The organism is Pseudomonas paraveronii, assembly GCF_963681955.1.
GTDB lineage: Bacteria > Pseudomonadota > Gammaproteobacteria > Pseudomonadales > Pseudomonadaceae > Aquipseudomonas > Aquipseudomonas paraveronii.
The window spans coordinates 6,250,174-6,267,077 of record NZ_OY817130.1; the positions used below are offsets into that span (position 1 = coordinate 6,250,174).

Below are 16,904 nucleotides of genomic sequence, written 5' to 3' on the forward strand. Positions count from 1 at the left end.
TTATCCTCGGATCGCCCAGAAGGCCAGGTTCAAGCCCGGGAACTGCCCGGCGATATGGAAGGCGAAACCACCGGAATTGCTCAACTGCTGCCAGTGCTCGCTGCCCCGGTCCAGCTCGTAATAGGTCGAGCCTGCGTGGTACGGCAGTTGGCGCGGCGCCACCGGCAACGGCAGCAGGCCGATGCCAGGCAGTTGCAGGTTGACCAGGTCGCGAATGTGCTCCACCGAGCCGACTTTGCTCTGCTGGCCAAAGCGCGCGCGCAGGGTTTCACCGGGCACATCGGCGCGCACCACGAGGATGAAGCTGGCGCTGTCGATCAGGGTTTTGTCGGCGAGCATGGCCACGTGGATGCCGTAGGCTTTCTCGACAATCGGGATCGGCGTGGCCTTGCTGTCGATCAACATCGACAGCGCTTCACGCAGAGCCTGCATCACCGGGGCAAAGCTCAGGACCAGGTCGTCGTGCTGGTACTGCGGGTATTCCTGGGGGCGCCGGCCGGCGGTGGAGAAGGTGGCGAACTCACCCGCCAGGCTGACCAGTTCACTGAACAAACGCTCCGGGTGCAGCGGGCTCAGGTGGCTGAGGTGCTGGATCAGCGGCTGGGCACGGTTGACCAGTTGCAACAGCATGAAGTCGGCAATCTCCGACGCGCCGCCCGCGCCCGAAGCGACCACGCGCCCGGCCAGGGCTTCGCCGCGCTGGTGCAGCAGGCCGAGCAGTTCGCTGCGAAACGCCGTCAGCGGTTTGCTCACGGCCACGTCGAGTACCGGCGGGATGTAGGTGTCGTCGAGGACCAGCGCCCGGTCGGCGCGTTTTTCCTTGATGCGCACCAGGCCAATCGCGGCGTAATCGCTGATGCCGTCCTGCGCGGTCAGCAGGCGCAGTGCGCGGGAACCGACGGCCACCGGGGCGCGGTTCTCGAACGGTGCGTTGTCGTCGCGCACTTCGCGCACCTGGCTCACGTAGCGGGCAGCGCCAAGCTCTTCGCCCTCGTCGACGGTGTCGCGGGCCCCTGCGCGTTTGAGCGGCAAGGCCAGGTAGACGAGGCCGTCGCGCAGGCTGTCGTCGATATTCAGCGGGCTGGGCGCCAGGTCATCCTGGGGAATATTGAACGGCGTGCCATCGGGCAGCAGGCCGCGTGCCGACACAATCGCCAGCTTGCCCTGGGCCAGCAGGCCCTGATCGATCAGCAACTCGGAAAACCCCCAGGCCCCGGCGGACAAAGGGCGACTGCGGGCGTCGATCAGGTTTTCCAGGTAACGGTCATGCTGCTGGAAGTGCTGCGTTCCGATGAACATGCCTTCCGACCAGACCACGCGATTGTTCCAGGACATGAGGGCTCCGTTTGCTTGTTATTGGGCTGGGCTGGATGGGGAAACCACGACGTCCGCACGCACGGCGCGCACATCGAGGCTGATCTGGTATTCGGTGTATTGGCGCGGCGGCACGTTGAGCACCGTGCGCCATTGCGCGCGGTCCAGCTCGCGATAGCCCACCAACAGGCCGATCTGGCGGGTGGACGGGTCGAGGTCGCGCTGGATGCTCAGTTGCTGGCCGGGCTGCACCATCACTTCGTCTTGGTCCAGCAGGTCGAGGCCAAGGGTGGATTGCGCGCGGTCAGCCAGGGCGAAGTAATCCGAACGGCTGAAGGTGGCGGCGTTTTTCAGTTCGAAGATCCGCACCCGCACCGGGGCGGCCTGGCCGTTGGCGCCGGGGTTGAGCCCGGCAATCGCATGAAAGTGCAACTCGACGGCAGCGGTGTTCGCTTCGACCGAGGCTGCTGCTTCGGGTTTGACAGCATCCTTGGCGCACGCTGTCAGCATCAGCAGGGTGGCTACTGCGAGTAAAAACCTGGGAATCATCCTTCGTCCTCAATGACGTACTTAGCTTTCCGTTTTATCCATGGTTGCGACACGCTTCAGCGACGCTGGCGTGCGCTGTGCTCTTCGTAGGCTCGGCTGAATTCGCGGCCGAACAGGTCCTGGAAATCTTCCTGGGCCTCGCGGGAAATATTGCTGTAGAGCTCGGTGAACTGCTGCCAGTACTGGGCCTGGCGCGAGCCGCTGAACAGGCTCGACAGCCCGCCGGGCTTGCCCATGCGCTCTTCCAACTGTGCCGGCTCGAAGCGGCTGAGCAGATGTTTGATCGCCGCTTCCACACCGGCCATTACTGCCAATTGGTGAGCGCGCAAGTCGTCGAAACTGTCGCGCACCGCGATGTCCGGCGCCATAAACGCCTGGTTTCCATGACGAAGCAGCAGCAGTAACGCTTCGTCGGCATTCGGGGCGAATTTCAACGGATTGTTTTCCGCTGGCTGGATCATCGTTTGCTGCATGCGGAACTCGCCCTTGAGGCTCGCCCGGGCGCGCAACACGTCAATCAGGCCGTCGACCATCAGCCGGTAGCTGCGGCCGATGCTTTCCATCTGGGCTTCGGCCTGGGCCTTGTCCAGGCGCAGTTGGTCCAGGCCGGCACCGCGCAGGAAGGCTTGCAAAAGATCGGGTTGTTGGCTGTCGGCCACGGGGAGCAAGGGCTCAACCACGGGTGGCGGCGGGACAACGGGCGCGGGAGATGGCGGTGGCGGTGGCGGTGGCGGTGCGCTGACCACGGGAGCTGGCGTGTCGCCAAACAGGTCCCAATCTTCGGGAATGACCGAGCCCGACACGGCAGGTGCTGGGACAACCGGCACAGCCACCGGGGCCGGCGGGCGGAAGTCGTGTTGCTCGCAAGGCACGTGATCGGCCACGGTCGGCGGCGGCACGGCGGTCGGGCTGAGAAAATCGAACAGATCCGGCAGAGTGTCCATCGACGACGCGCCCTGGAACTGCGGTGCGATCACCGGCGCGGCTGCCGGTTTACTCACGACGGCGCCCATCAGCGCTTCAAAACTGTTCGGGGAATCCCCGGCAAACGCCTGGCTATCCACGGCTTGCACATTGAAATCGATGCGCGCCTGAATTTCGTAATCACCGATGCGGATCAGCTCGCCATCCTGCAACGGCTCGCTATTGCCCCGACGCAGACGGATGCCGGCGTTAACCAACTCCACGCCATTTGTGCTGTTATCGGTTAAATAATAACGACCATCTTTGTATTGAATTACACAATGTTGCGAGGAAACCAGACGCTCAGGATCAGGCAATACCCAGTCATTATCCGAGCTGCGGCCGATCGCCATCGAACCCTGGTTCAAGGATTTTTCGGCACACTGCCCAGGGGTAATCTTGTGATAACTAGTGATAGTCAAACACAGCGACATCTTGCCTCCTTGCTGATACTTCGCGCGCAGTCGATTCCCGGCGGCAACCTTTCCCGAGGGGTCCCGTCAGGTGCTGCGAACGACCGTCATAACCTGCTTTTACCAGCATGATCGCTGATCTTAACCGGTGTCTGTGAGAAAAATCCTGCTTTAGTCCGCAACCTGACCAATTAGTCGCGCAGCTTGCCAAGCACTGCACATCTGTCACAGAGGGCGAATAGCTTACCTTGACAAGCCATAACTACTACACCAAAAATGCACAACTTCTTGAATACCAGTGATGGCACATTAGTGGCGTCGCACTTATATGACCAAGAAAACATGCAAAGTTCATCACGCAACTAATGCATGAATTGCCCGCCATCTAACGGGCCGATAGGGAGATCGATTTCAGTGGATGTGCCGTTGCTGCTCGCTGCCGTTTCCGCGACTTCGCCATGTGGTGAAGACATGGAATATGACGCGCAATTTCTACAATTGGAGCGTGATGCCAAGGGTCAGCCCGAGCGCAGCATGGGCGACTCCGTCCTGCCTGCCGAACCACCGGACTGGCGCAGCATCCAGCAACAAAGTCTCGACTTATTGCAGCGCAGCAAAGACCTGCGCATCACCCATTTCCTGCTGCAAAGCGCCCTCGCCCTCCAGGGTGTGGCCGGGCTGGCCGACGCGCTCACGCTGATCAACGCACTGCTGCGCGAATACTGGGCCGACCTGCATCCGCACCTGGATGCCGACGACGATAACGATCCCACCGTGCGCATCAACGCCCTGTCCGGCTTGACCAGCGACGCGACGATTCGCCTGCTGCGCGAAAGCATCCTCACACGCTCGCGCACCTTCGGCCCCGTGAGCCTGCGCGCTGCGCTGAACGCCAGCGGCCTGATGAGTTTCCCCGACGAACAACTCGGCGCCCAGCAGCTCAACGCCGCGTTTCTCGACAGCGACCCCGAGCAACTGCAAGCCACCCGCGACGCCTTGAGCACCGCGCGTGCCGCCTGCGAAGCCATCGAACAACAGGTCAGCGACCAGGTCGGCTCAGCCCAGGGCGTCGACCTCAGCCTGTTGAAGCAACCGCTCAAGCAGGCGCTGCAGATCCTCAGCCAGTTTGTCCCAAGCAGCGAGACCGACAGCCGCGAACCCGAGGCCGTCAGTGACGACAATGCCCCCTCGGCCGACTTCGCCGCCGCCCCCGTCGCACCGCGCCCCAGCGGCGATATCGCCAACCGCGATGACGTGCTGCGCAGCCTCGACAAGATCCTTGCGTACTACAGCCGCTACGAGCCTTCGAGCCCGTTGCCGGTGCTGTTGAACCGCGCAAAGCACCTGGTGCATGCCGACTTCGCGGCCATCGTGCGCAATCTGATTCCCGACGGCATGTCCCAATTTGAAAACCTGCGTGGCCCGGACGGCGAGTAAGCCGACCGACTGCGCAGTAACAATACCGTCGCTCAAGCGACCAGGAGCAGCAACGTGGCGAAGCAAAGTTCTCAGAAATTCATCGCGCGCAACCGCGCGCCTCGAGTGCAGATCGAGTACGACGTCGAGCTCTACGGCGCCGAGAAAAAGGTCCAGCTGCCCTTCGTGATGGGTGTGATGGCCGACCTCGCCGGTAAACCCGCCGAGCCGCTCGCGCCCGTGGCCGACCGCAAATTCCTTGAAGTGGACGTCGACAATTTCGACTCGCGCCTCAAGGCCATGCAGCCGCGCGTAGCGTTCCACGTACCCAACGAGCTGACAGGCGAAGGCAACCTGAGCCTGGACATCACCTTCGAAAGCATGGACGACTTCAGCCCGGCCGCCGTGGCCCGCAAGGTCGACGCGCTGAGCAAGCTGCTCGAAGCCCGCACCCAGTTGGCCAACCTGCTGACCTACATGGACGGCAAGACCGGCGCTGAAGAAATCATCATGAAAGCGATCAAGGACCCAGCATTGCTGCAGGCCCTTGCGAGCGCGCCGAAGCCGGCAGGGGACCAGTAATCATGACCGAGAATACCGTTCGCGAAAGCGCTCAAAACCTGGGCGCTACCGAAGAAACCAGCGAGTTCGCCTCGCTGTTGCTGCAAGAATTCAAACCGAAGACCGAGCGTGCCCGCGAAGCCGTGGAAACCGCCGTGCGCACCCTGGCCGAACAGGCGTTGGCGCAGACGGACCTGGTGTCCAACGACGCGATCAAGTCGATCGAATCGATCATCGCCGCCATCGACGCCAAGCTCACCGCGCAGGTCAACCAGGTCATCCACCACCCGGACTTCCAGCAGTTGGAAAGCGCCTGGCGTGGCCTGCACTACCTGGTCAACAACACCGAGAGCGATGAGCAACTGAAGATTCGCGTGCTCAACATCTCCAAGCCGGACCTGCACAAGACCCTGAAGAAATTCAAGGGCACCGCCTGGGACCAGAGCCCGATCTTCAAGAAAATGTACGAAGAAGAATACGGCCAGTTCGGCGGCGAACCTTACGGTTGCCTGGTCGGCGACTACTACTTCGACCAGTCGCCACCGGATGTCGAGTTGCTGGGCGAGTTGTCCAAAGTCTGCGCCGCGATGCACGCCCCCTTCATCGCTGCCGCTTCGCCGACCGTGATGGGCATGGGCTCGTGGCAGGAACTGTCGAACCCGCGCGACCTGACCAAGATCTTCACCACCCCGGAATACGCCGGCTGGCGCTCGCTGCGTGAATCGGAAGACTCGCGCTACATCGGCCTGACCATGCCGCGCTTCCTCGCGCGCCTGCCGTATGGCGCCAAGACCGACCCGGTGGAAGCCTTCGCCTTCGAAGAAAACACCGACGGCGCCGACAGCTCCAAGTACACCTGGGCCAACGCCGCCTACGCGATGGCGGTGAACATCAACCGTTCGTTCAAACACTACGGCTGGTGCTCGCGCATCCGTGGCGTGGAATCCGGCGGTGAAGTGGAAAACCTGCCGGCCCACACGTTCCCTACCGATGACGGTGGTGTGGACATGAAGTGCCCGACCGAAATCGCCATCAGCGACCGCCGTGAAGCGGAGCTGGCGAAGAACGGTTTCATGCCGTTGCTGCACAAGAAAAACACCGATTTCGCCGCGTTCATTGGCGCGCAGTCGCTGCAGAAACCAGCCGAGTACGACGACCCGGACGCCACCGCCAACGCCAACCTGGCGGCGCGCCTGCCGTACCTGTTCGCCACCTGCCGTTTCGCGCACTACTTGAAGTGCATCGTGCGCGACAAGATCGGTTCCTTCAAAGAGAAGGACGAAATGCAACGCTGGTTGCAGGACTGGATCCTCAACTACGTCGACGGCGACCCGGCGCACTCCACCGAAACCACCAAGGCCCAGCACCCATTGGCTGCAGCCGAAGTGATCGTGGAAGACGTCGAAGGCAACCCGGGTTACTACAACTCCAAGTTCTACCTGCGCCCGCACTACCAGCTCGAAGGGCTGACCGTGTCGCTGCGCCTGGTATCGAAACTGCCTTCGGCAAAAAGCGCATAACCAGCGGTTGAACTCGCTCTTCTGTGGGAGGGGGCTTGCCCCCGATGGCATCGACGCGGCCTGACTGAAAGACCGTGTCGCCTGCATCGGGGGCAAGCCCCCTCCCACACAAACCAAATCAAGTGGCTGAGTCCACACAGGGAGAAAACATGGCTGTTGATATTTTCATCAAGATTGGCGACATCAAGGGCGAGTCCATGGACAAAGCCCACAAGGACGAAATCGACGTGCTGAACTGGAGCTGGGGCATGTCCCAGTCCGGCAACATGCACGTAGGCGGTGGCGGCGGCGCGGGCAAGGTGAACATCCAGGACCTGTCGCTGACCAAGTACGTCGACAAATCCTCGCCGAACCTGATGATGCACTGCGCCAGCGGCAAGCACATCGACAAGGTCAAGCTGACCGTGCGCAAGGCCGGCGGTGAAAGCCAGGTCGAATACATGGTGATCAATCTGGAAGAAGTCCTGGTCACGTCCCTGAGCACCGGCGGTTCGGGCTCCGATGATCGCCTGACCGAAAACGTCACCCTGAACTTCGCCCAGGTGATGGTCGACTACCAGCCGCAGAAAGCCGACGGCACCAAAGACGGCGGCGCGATCAAGTTTGGCTGGAACATCCGTTCCAACACCAAGCGTTGATATGAACACCCCCTGGCGCCATGCGCCGGGGGGTTGGTGCGTGCTCACATTCGACCCCTTCTTTTTCGGTATCTGAGTCATGGCCAAACCTTCGTTTATCAATGTGTGGAAGGCGTATTCCGATCTTTTGGTTACGCATCCAAAAGCAGACCCTTGCGATGGTCCTTGGGCCAATCAATGCGCTATCCGTATGAGTCTGGTGCTCAATGCCGAGCTGAGCATCAAGGTCAACACATCTACCTATACGGAGCCCAAGTGTGCGCATGGACACGCCAGGGGTGCCGAGTCGTTGGCTAATTGGCTGTGGAAAAGGCATCTAGGACGACCCGCCATTCTGGGTAACACCGCCGAAGACCGTCACACGCTGATGGGCAAAACCGGGCTTATTTTTTTCAAAGATTGTTTCCAGCAATCAGGCGAGTCCCTGGATAACCGTACCGGCGATCATATTGATCTATGAAACCGAGGAATAACCCAAACCGGCGATCTCTTTTTCCGCTCCAGAGCTGTCTGGTTTTGGGAACTCACATAATGAAAAAACCATTGCTCGCCCTCTGCCTGGCCATGAGCTTTATCAGTCTGAGCGCATGCGCCGAACATGCGGAAAATCCTTCGATCCAAGCAATCTTTGTCGGGCAGAAACTCCGGTTGATCGATGATAAAGGTCAATGCACGCTACTCCAGTCCGACCAGGGTCGCGTGCAACTGGATATGGAGTGGCCTTGCAGCTTCAGCCTGGATAAACAGCAGGCACTGCGCGTAGAGATCTTTAATGGCATCCCGATTTTTTCGGTGTGGCATAGCGAGCACATGCCTGCGCCGAGCCCCGATTGCCTCACCAAAATGCAGGCGGTTCGCCAAATCCAAGGACGCCTGGAGACAGCGCAAGTCAGTAGATTTGCGTCTTGCGGCTCAGGCTGGGATCAAAAAATGTATGTAGCGCCCTTTACGTGGTAACCGAAATCGCCACCCGCGACCGTCTGCAACCATCCCTGCTGGACCGGTTGACCGACGACGACCCGACCAATCCGAAGGAAAGCGCCGACAAACGCGTGCTGTCCCTGACCCAATTGAAGGCCTCGGTGCTGCGTGACCTGGCGTGGCTGCTCAACACCACATCGTTGCTCGATGCCGATGCCACTCTGCACACCCCGGCCGGCACCTCGGTGGTCAATTACGGCCTGCCGGCCCTGGCGGGCAATAGCGTGTCCAGTGTGGATATCAAGGCCCTGGAAGCCCTGATCTACCAGGCCATCGCCACTTTTGAACCGCGCATTTTGCGCCATACCTTGCGCGTGAAAGCGCGCGTCGGCCACGGTGAAATGAACCACAACGCGCTGAGTTTCGAGATCGAAGGCGACCTGTGGGCGCAGCCGGTGCCGTTGCGCCTGCTGCTGCAAACCGACCTGGACCTGGAGTCCGGCCATGTACGCGTGGTCAACGCCGACCAGCGGAGACGCCCATGAACCCGCGCCTGCTGGAGCTGTACAACCAGGAACTGCACCACGTGCGCGAAAGCGCCGCCGAGTTCGCCAAGGAATACCCGAAGATCGCCAGTCGGCTGAGCCTGTCTGGCATGGACTGCGCCGACCCTTACGTCGAACGTCTGCTCGAAGGCTTTGCCTACCTCACGGCCCGCGTGCAACTCAAGCTCGACGCCGAGTACCCGACCTTCACCCACAACCTGCTGGAAATCGCCTACCCGCACTACCTGGCACCGACCCCGTCGATGACCGTGGTGCAACTGCAGACCGACCCGGATGAAGGCTCCCTGGCCAGCGGCTTCCCGTTGCCGCGCGACACCGTCTTGCGCGCCGCGTTGGGCCGTGAAACCCAGACCTGCTGCGAGTACCGCACCGCTCACCCGGTGACGCTGTGGCCGTTGCAGGTCAGCCACGCCGAGTACTTCGGCAACCCCGCCGCCGTGCTCGGGCGCCTGGCGGCCAGCGAACCGAAAGCCAAGGCTGGCTTGCGCCTGACCCTGCGCACTGGCGCCGAGTTGCCGTTCAACAGCCTCGAACTGGACAACCTGCCGCTGTACCTCAGCGGCGCCGACGAGCAACCGTTCCGCCTCTACGAACAGTTGCTGGGCAACGCCTGCGCGGTGTTTGCGCGCAAGCCGGGGGGCGATTGGGTCGAGCGCCTGCCGCAAGACGCGCTGCGCTCGCGGGGTTTTGACGACGCCGACGCGGCCATGCCCGTGGTGGCGCGGGCGTTCCAGGGCTATCGGCTGTTGCAGGAATACTTCGCCCTGCCCCACCGTTTCCTGTTCGTCGAGTTCGCCGAACTGCGCCGCGCAGTCAAACGTTGCGACGGCCAGGAACTGGAACTGATCGTGCTGTTCGACCGTCACGAACCGAGCCTGGAAGGCAGCGTCGGCGCCGCGCAGTTCCTGCCGTTCTGCACCCCAGCGATCAACCTGTTCCCGAAACGCGTGGACCGTATCCACTTGTCCGACCGGGTCAACGAACACCATGTGATCGCCGACCGCACACGGCCGATGGACTTCGAGATTCACTCCCTGAGCGGCATCACCGGCCACGGCACCGGGCCGGAGCAGCCGTTCCTGCCGTTCTATGCGGTGCGCGACCCATCGCGCTATGGCCGCGACCAGGCGTACTACACCGTGCGCCGCGAGCCCCGAGTGTTGTCCAGCGACCAACGGCGCAACGGCCCGCGCTCCACCTACGTGGGCAGCGAAACCTTCGTCAGCCTGGTGGACAGCCAGCAAGCGCCGTACCGCCACGACCTGCGCCAACTCGGTGTGACGGCGCTGTGTACCAACCGCGATTTGCCGCTGTTCATGAGCGTGGGCAACGGCAAGACCGACTTCACCCTCGCCGACAGCGCCCCGGTGCTGGCCGTGCGCTGCGTCGCCGGGCCGAGCCGCCCGCGGGCCAGCCACGCCCATGACGCCAAGGCCTGGCGCCTGATCAGCCAGTTGTCGCTCAATTACTTGTCCCTCAGCGAACAGGGCCAGGGCGCGGGCGCCTTACGCGAACTGTTGCGCCTGTATGGCGACAGCAACGACGCCGCCCTGCAATTGCAGATCGAAGGCCTGCGCGAAGTCAGCAGCAAAACGGTGACCCGGCGCCTGCCGATGCCCGGCCCGATTGTGTTTGGGCGCGGCCTGGAAATTACCTTGGCATTCGATGAAAACGCGTTTCGCGGCACCGGGGTGTTCCTGCTCGGTGCGGTGCTGGAACGCTTCCTGGCACGCTACGTGTCGATCAACAGCTTTACCGAGACGGTGATCCGTACCACCGAACGCGGCGAGATCATGCGATGGAAAGCCAAGCCCGGACGTCGTCCGACCCTGTGAGTACCCTGGATGCGATGCACCGGGAGCCCTGGGAATACGATTTCTTCCAGGCGCTGCGGCGTATCGAGTGCGAATCGCCGGACCTGCCGCGCCTGGGCCATTCCCTGCGTCTGGCGGATGACCCGCTGCGCCTCGGGCAACAGGCCGACTGCACCTTCGCCCCGGCCACCCTGGCCTCGGTCGACCCCGGTGGCGACGGCAAGCCGGCGCGGCTGGAACAGTTCTTTTTCGGCCTCGGCGGTCCCAACGGCCCGCTGCCGCTGCACATCACCGAATACGTGCGCGAGCGCCAGCGCAACAACGCCGACAGCACCAGCAAGCAGTTCCTGGATATCTTCCATCATCGCCTGTTGAGCCTGTTTTATCGGGCCTGGGCCGAGGCGCGGCCAACCGTCAGCCACGACCGCCCGGACGATGATTACTGGTCAGCGCGCCTCGCCGCCTTGAGCGGTCGGGGCATGCCGAGCCTGCTCAACCAGGGGCTGATCCCGGACACGGCAAAGCTGCATTACAGCGGCCACCTGTCGGCGCAAACCCGCTACCCGGATGGTTTGAAGGCGATCCTTGGCGAGTACTTCGGCCTGCCGGTAGAAATCGAAGAATACATCGGCCAGTGGCTCGAACTGCCCGAACGCAGCCGCGTCAGCGTCAGCGCCAACCGGCTGGGCGTGGACTTCTGCCTGGGCAGCCACGTGTGGGACCGCCAGCATAAATTCCGTATCCGCCTGGGCCCGCTGAAGCTTGATGATTACATGGGCATGCTGCCCGGCAGCCAGCCGTTCAACGAGCTGGTGGCCTGGGTGGCCGAGTACCTGGGCCATGAATTGGACTGGGACTTGAACCTGGTTCTGCAACAACCCGAAGTACCGGCGCTGCAACTCAACGGCCGCTTCCGCCTGGGCTTCAACACCTGGCTCGGCCGCCCTGCGGTTGATGCCAACGACCTAATCCTGGCCCGGCATTACGCCGATCACGCCACCACCTCAAGGAATCCAGAGCATGGGTGAAATCAGTCGCGCCGCACTGTTCGGCAAACTCAACAGCGTGGCCTACAAAGCCATCGAAGCCGCCACCGTGTTCTGCAAACTGCGGGGCAACCCGTATGTGGAACTGGCCCACTGGTTTCACCAGTTGCTGCAACTGCAGGACTCGGACCTGCACCGCATCATCCGCCAATTCAACGTGGAACCGGCGCGCCTGGCACGCGACTTGACCGAAGCCCTGGACCGCCTGCCGCGTGGCTCGACCTCGATCACCGACCTGTCCTCGCATGTGGAAGAAGCCGTGGAGCGCGGCTGGGTCTACGGCAGCCTGATGTTCGGCGAAAGCCAGGTGCGCACCGGGTATCTGGTGCTGGGCATTCTGAAGACGCCGAGCCTGCGCCATGCGCTGTTGGGCTTATCGTCGGAGTTCGACAAGATCAAGGCCGAAGCCCTGAGCGAACGCTTTGACGAGTACGTCGGCGACTCGCCGGAAAATGCCCTGAGCGCAAGCGACGGTTTCAACGCCGGCGCCGTTCCGGGCGAAGCCAGCGGCGCGATGGCGCCGAGTGCGATGGGCAAGCAGGAAGCGCTCAAGCGTTTCACTGTCGACCTGACCGAACAGGCACGCAGCGGCAAGCTCGACCCGATCGTCGGCCGTGACGAAGAGATCCGTCAGTTGGTCGACATCCTCATGCGTCGACGCCAGAACAACCCGATCCTCACCGGTGAAGCCGGCGTGGGCAAAACCGCCGTGGTCGAAGGCTTCGCCCTGCGCATCGTCGCCGGTGACGTGCCGCCCGCGCTGAAAGACGTGGAACTGCGCAGCCTCGACGTCGGCCTGTTGCAAGCCGGCGCCAGCATGAAAGGCGAATTCGAACAGCGCCTGCGCCAGGTCATCGAAGACGTCCAGGCCTCGCCTAAACCGATCATCCTGTTTATCGACGAAGCTCACACCCTGGTGGGTGCCGGTGGCGCCGCCGGCACCGGTGACGCAGCCAACCTGCTCAAGCCGGCCCTGGCCCGCGGCACCTTGCGTACCGTCGCCGCGACCACCTGGGCCGAGTACAAAAAGCACATCGAGAAAGACCCGGCCCTAACCCGCCGTTTCCAGGTGGTACAGGTGGCCGAACCGTCGGAAGACAAGGCGCTGCTGATGATGCGCGGCGTGGCCTCGACCATGGAGAAACACCATCAGGTGCAGGTCCTCGACGAAGCGCTGGAAGCCTCGGTGAAGCTGTCCCACCGCTACATCCCGGCGCGCCAGTTGCCGGATAAATCCGTCAGCCTGCTGGACACCGCCTGCGCCCGCGTCGCCATCAGCCTGCATGCGGTGCCGGCCGAAGTCGACGACAGCCGTCGCCGCATCGAAGCCCTGGAAACCGAGCTGCAAATCATCGCCCGCGAGCATGCGATCGGCATCGCCATCGGTGCGCGCCAGAGCAACAGCGAAGCCTTGCTGAGCGCCGAGCGCGAACGCCTGGCCAGCCTGGAAAGCCGCTGGGCCGAAGAGAAAACCCTGGTCGATGAGTTGCTCGCCACCCGCGCCACGTTGCGTGAAAAAGCCGGTGTCGTGGACAGCGGCAACGATGAGTTGCGTGCGCAATTGGTCGACCTGCAACAACGCCTCACCGCGCTGCAAGGCGAAACCCCGCTGATCCTGCCGACCGTGGATTACCAGGCCGTGGCCTCGGTAGTCGCCGACTGGACCGGCATCCCGGTCGGCCGCATGGCGCGCAACGAACTGGAGACCGTGCTCAACCTCGACCAGCACCTGAAGAAACGCATCATCGGCCAGGACCACGCCTTGCAGATGATCGCCAAGCGCATCCAGACCTCCCGCGCCGGCCTCGACAACCCGAGCAAGCCGATCGGCGTGTTCATGCTGGCCGGCACCTCCGGCGTGGGCAAGACCGAAACCGCCCTGGCCCTGGCCGAAGCCATGTACGGCGGCGAGCAGAACGTCATCACCATCAACATGAGCGAGTTCCAGGAAGCCCACACCGTGTCGACCCTCAAGGGCGCGCCACCGGGCTACATCGGCTACGGCGAAGGCGGCGTGCTGACCGAAGCGGTACGGCGCAAGCCTTACAGCGTGGTGCTGCTGGACGAGGTGGAAAAAGCCCACCCGGACGTGCATGAGATCTTCTTCCAGGTGTTCGACAAGGGCGTGATGGAAGACGGCGAAGGCCGGGTGATCGACTTCAAGAACACCCTGATCCTGCTGACCACCAACGCCGGTACCGAGTTGATTTCCCAGGTCTGCAAAGACCCGGCGAACATTCCCGAGCCGGAAGCCATCGCCAAGGCCTTGCGCCAGCCGCTCCTGGAAATTTTCCCACCCGCCCTGCTCGGCCGGCTGGTGACCATCCCGTATTACCCGCTGAGCGACGAGATGCTCAAGGCGATCACCCGCCTGCAACTCGAGCGCATCAAGAAGCGTGTGCAGAACACCCACAAAGTCGCCTTCGATTACGACGACGCGGTGGTCGATTTGATCGTCTCGCGCTGCACCGAGACCGAAAGCGGCGGGCGCATGATCGACACCATCCTCACCAACAGCCTGCTGCCGGACATGAGCCGTGAGTTCCTCACGCGCATGCTCGAAGGCAAGGCGCTGGCGGGTGTGCGGATCAGTAGCCGGGATAACGAATTGCACTATCAGTTCAACGATTGACCTGAAGAAACATAATCAAATGTGGGAGGGGGCTTGCCCCCGATGGCGGTGAGTCAGTCACCATATGCATCAACTGACACACTGCTATCGGGGGCAAGCCCCCTCCCACATTTGCAGCCGGTTTCTTCAGTTATTTAGTCATTTTCGAGACGCCCGATGCTATTTAACCAAACCTCACGCCTGGCCAAAATCACCAGCCCCCTCGGGCCGGACGTGCTGCTGCTCAATCAAATGGGCGGCGGCGAAGAGTTGGGGCGGCTGTTCGCCTATGAGCTGCAACTGACTTCCCTGGACGCCAACATCGACCTCAACCAGTTGCTCGGCAAGCCGATGAGCGTCGGCCTGCAACTGGCGGACGGTGGCGAGCGGTATTTCCACGGCATCGTCGCGCAGTGCAGCCAGAGTATCGACCAGGGCCAGTTCGCCAGCTACCAGGTCACGCTGCGCCCGTGGCTGTGGCTGCTGAGCCGCACCTCGGACTGTCGGATTTTCCAGAACCAGAGCATCCCGCAGATCATCAAGCAGGTGTTCCGCGACCTGGGTTTTTCCGATTTCGAAGACGCCCTGAGCCGGCCGTACCGCGAGTGGGAATACTGCGTGCAGTACCGCGAGACCAGCTTCGATTTTGTCAGCCGTTTGATGGAACAGGAAGGCATCTACTACTTCTTCCGCCATGAACAGGACCGCCACGTACTGGTGCTGGCCGATGCCTACGGCGCCCACGCCACGGTGCCGGGCTACGCGTCGGTTCCGTACTACCCCAAGGACGAGCAGCAACGCGAACGCGACCACCTGCATAACTGGCATCTGGCGCAGCAAGTGCAGCCGGGCTCGCTGGAGCTCAACGACTACGACTTCCAGCGTCCCAGCGCGAGCATCGACGTGCGCTCGGCCATGCCGCGCCCGCATACCGCCGGCGACTATCCGCTGTACGACTACCCCGGCGCCTACGTGCAAAGCGCGGACGGCGAACACTACGCGCGCACCCGCATCGAAGCGCTGCAAACCCTGCATGAACAAATCGAATTCAGCGGCAACGCCCGCGGCCTCGGTTCCGGCCACCTGTTCAGCCTCACCGGCTTCAGTCGCCAGGACCAGAACCGCGAATACCTGATCGTCGGCATCCGCTACAACATCCATCAGGAAAGCCTGGAAAGCGGCGGCGGCTCAAACTCTGCGCAGTACGAAAGCAGCCTCACCTGCATCGATGCCCAACAAAACTTCCGCCCGCTGGCCAACACTCACCGGCCCATCGTCAAAGGCCCGCAGACCGCCCTGGTGGTCGGCCCCAAAGGCGAGGAAATCTGGACCGACCAATACGGCCGCGTAAAGGTGCATTTCCACTGGGACCGCCACGACCAATCCAACGAAAACAGCTCGTGCTGGATACGCGTGTCGCAATCCTGGGCCGGCAAGAACTGGGGCTCGATGCAGATCCCACGGATCGGCCAGGAAGTGATTGTGAGCTTTCTGGAAGGCGACCCGGACCGGCCGATCATTACCGGGCGGGTGTACAACGCGGAGCAGACGGTGCCCTACGATTTGCCGGAGAACGCGACCCAGAGCGGCATGAAAAGTCGTTCGAGCAAGGGCGGCACGCCGGCCAACTTCAATGAAATCCGCATGGAGGACAAGAAGGGGTTGGAGCAGTTGTATATCCATGCCGAGCGGAATCAGGACATTGTGGTGGAGGTGGATGAGAGCCATTCGGTGGGGCATGACCGGAACAAGAGTATTGGGCATGACGAAGTGGTGACAATTGGCAACGACCGCGTGCGTGCGGTCAAGCACGACGACATGCTCATGGTCGGCTTCAGCAAGACCGACGCAATCAGCCAAAGCTACTTGATCGAAGTGGGACAAAACCTGCGCCTGGTCTGCGGAAAAAGCGTGCTGGAGCTCAATGCCAGTGGCCAGATCAACCTCACCGGCGTGCAGATTAACGTGTATTCCGAGGGCAATACTGAAATCAATACCGGGGGCAACCTGCACCTGAACATCGGCGGAAAAGCAGGCACGACGCCTATGGGCCAAGGGGTCAAGGGCGAGATAGATGCCGCCGTCAATTCCATGTTTCCCAATCCGCCTCCCAACCAATAACGAGATTCCGTTTCATGACCTATCAACTCAATGAACTGCAATTCACGCTGCCCAGCGATGACGTTCAAGATGCTTCCATCAATATCCTGAAGTTCGCCGCTCTGGGTACGTCGTTGATTGTCAGCCGTAGCCTTCTAGGTGATGGTGAGACGCTGCAAAGCAACTTCGAAGAGCAACTGGCGAAGCTGGAGAAGCAGGTACAGGACTTGCGCTACCAACCGGCCAAGGCACTTCGTGTGGGCGCCGCGCAGGATATAGACGCCATCGAAGTGCACAACCAGTTCAGCAAGGGCACCGAGCGGATCCATCAATACCAGTTAGCGCTTGTGATACCCGGCACTCGGCAGATGCTTGCCCTGAGTTATGTCAAAGCCCAACCCTTGGGCGATGCGGAACGCGCCCATTGGGCAACCATCAAAAGCACCTTGCAGCTGAATCCCAAGCCTTGAAG

The 16,904-nt window shown here is 62.0% G+C and carries 14 protein-coding genes and 1 pseudogene; 12 read left to right on the forward strand and 3 right to left on the reverse strand.

Annotated features, from left to right (window positions below):
* Genes tssK through tagH form a run of 3 tightly spaced genes read right to left on the reverse strand, consistent with a single transcriptional unit; the run spans position 1 to position 3,260 of the window.
* A complete protein-coding gene (tssK, locus tag U5A08_RS29055) occupies positions 1 to 1,335 on the reverse strand; it encodes a type VI secretion system baseplate subunit TssK (protein ID WP_321849551.1) in 1,335 nt (444 codons plus the stop codon).
* An 18-nt stretch (positions 1,336 to 1,353) separates the two neighbouring features.
* Entirely contained in the window at positions 1,354 to 1,863 is a 510-nt protein-coding gene (gene tssJ / locus U5A08_RS29060) for a type VI secretion system lipoprotein TssJ (RefSeq protein WP_321849553.1), read from the reverse strand.
* A 56-nt stretch (positions 1,864 to 1,919) separates the two neighbouring features.
* Complete coding sequence (gene tagH, locus U5A08_RS29065; protein ID WP_321849555.1) at positions 1,920 to 3,260, reverse strand: type VI secretion system-associated FHA domain protein TagH; 1,341 nt, start codon at positions 3,258 to 3,260, stop codon at positions 1,920 to 1,922.
* Positions 3,261 to 3,653: 393 nt separating this feature from the next.
* On the opposite strand from tagH, the gene tssA reads away from it, so the two are divergent.
* From tssA to U5A08_RS29125, 12 genes and pseudogenes are all read left to right on the forward strand, one after another.
* Entirely contained in the window at positions 3,654 to 4,676 is a 1,023-nt protein-coding gene (tssA, locus tag U5A08_RS29070; protein ID WP_321849557.1) for a type VI secretion system protein TssA, read from the forward strand.
* A gap of 54 nt (positions 4,677 to 4,730) precedes the next feature.
* Positions 4,731 to 5,237 (forward strand): type VI secretion system contractile sheath small subunit, encoded by a 507-nt coding sequence (gene tssB / locus U5A08_RS29075; protein WP_247406909.1) that lies wholly within the window; start codon positions 4,731 to 4,733, stop codon positions 5,235 to 5,237.
* 2 nt (positions 5,238 to 5,239) lie between these two features.
* The gene (gene tssC / locus U5A08_RS29080) at positions 5,240 to 6,736 is read left to right on the forward strand and encodes a type VI secretion system contractile sheath large subunit (RefSeq protein WP_046488991.1); all 1,497 of its coding nucleotides are present in this window, start codon (positions 5,240 to 5,242) and stop codon (positions 6,734 to 6,736) included.
* Between the two features lie 149 nt (positions 6,737 to 6,885).
* Positions 6,886 to 7,374 carry an Hcp family type VI secretion system effector gene (locus U5A08_RS29085; protein ID WP_247406914.1) on the forward strand — a complete coding sequence of 163 codons (489 nt, stop codon included), beginning with the start codon at positions 6,886 to 6,888 and terminating at the stop codon, positions 7,372 to 7,374.
* A gap of 79 nt (positions 7,375 to 7,453) precedes the next feature.
* Positions 7,454 to 7,906 (forward strand): annotated as a pseudogene (locus U5A08_RS29090) (type VI secretion system amidase effector protein Tae4).
* Positions 7,906 to 8,331, forward strand: a complete 426-nt coding sequence (locus tag U5A08_RS29095) for a hypothetical protein (protein WP_321849563.1) — start codon at positions 7,906 to 7,908, stop codon at positions 8,329 to 8,331. Before U5A08_RS29090 ends, U5A08_RS29095 begins: the two are co-directional and overlap by 1 nt.
* The gene (tssE, locus tag U5A08_RS29100) at positions 8,325 to 8,840 is read left to right on the forward strand and encodes a type VI secretion system baseplate subunit TssE (protein WP_034116446.1); all 516 of its coding nucleotides are present in this window, start codon (positions 8,325 to 8,327) and stop codon (positions 8,838 to 8,840) included. Before U5A08_RS29095 ends, tssE begins: the two co-directional genes overlap by 7 nt.
* Complete coding sequence (tssF, locus tag U5A08_RS29105; RefSeq protein WP_321849569.1) at positions 8,837 to 10,696, forward strand: type VI secretion system baseplate subunit TssF; 1,860 nt, start codon at positions 8,837 to 8,839, stop codon at positions 10,694 to 10,696. Before tssE ends, tssF begins: the two co-directional genes overlap by 4 nt.
* The gene (gene tssG, locus U5A08_RS29110; RefSeq protein ID WP_253400146.1) at positions 10,660 to 11,703 is read left to right on the forward strand and encodes a type VI secretion system baseplate subunit TssG; all 1,044 of its coding nucleotides are present in this window, start codon (positions 10,660 to 10,662) and stop codon (positions 11,701 to 11,703) included. The genes tssF and tssG overlap by 37 nt, the downstream gene beginning before the upstream one ends.
* Positions 11,696 to 14,353 (forward strand): type VI secretion system ATPase TssH, encoded by a 2,658-nt coding sequence (tssH, locus tag U5A08_RS29115; RefSeq protein WP_253400147.1) that lies wholly within the window; start codon positions 11,696 to 11,698, stop codon positions 14,351 to 14,353. Before tssG ends, tssH begins: the two co-directional genes overlap by 8 nt.
* 156 nt (positions 14,354 to 14,509) lie before the next feature.
* Positions 14,510 to 16,453: a type VI secretion system Vgr family protein gene (locus U5A08_RS29120; protein ID WP_321849570.1), complete on the forward strand. Its 1,944-nt coding sequence runs from the start codon at positions 14,510 to 14,512 to the stop codon at positions 16,451 to 16,453.
* Between the two features lie 14 nt (positions 16,454 to 16,467).
* On the forward strand, positions 16,468 to 16,902 hold the full coding sequence (locus tag U5A08_RS29125) for a DcrB-related protein (protein WP_247407299.1): 435 nt from the start codon (positions 16,468 to 16,470) through the stop codon (positions 16,900 to 16,902).
* Positions 16,903 to 16,904 lie beyond the last annotated feature (2 nt).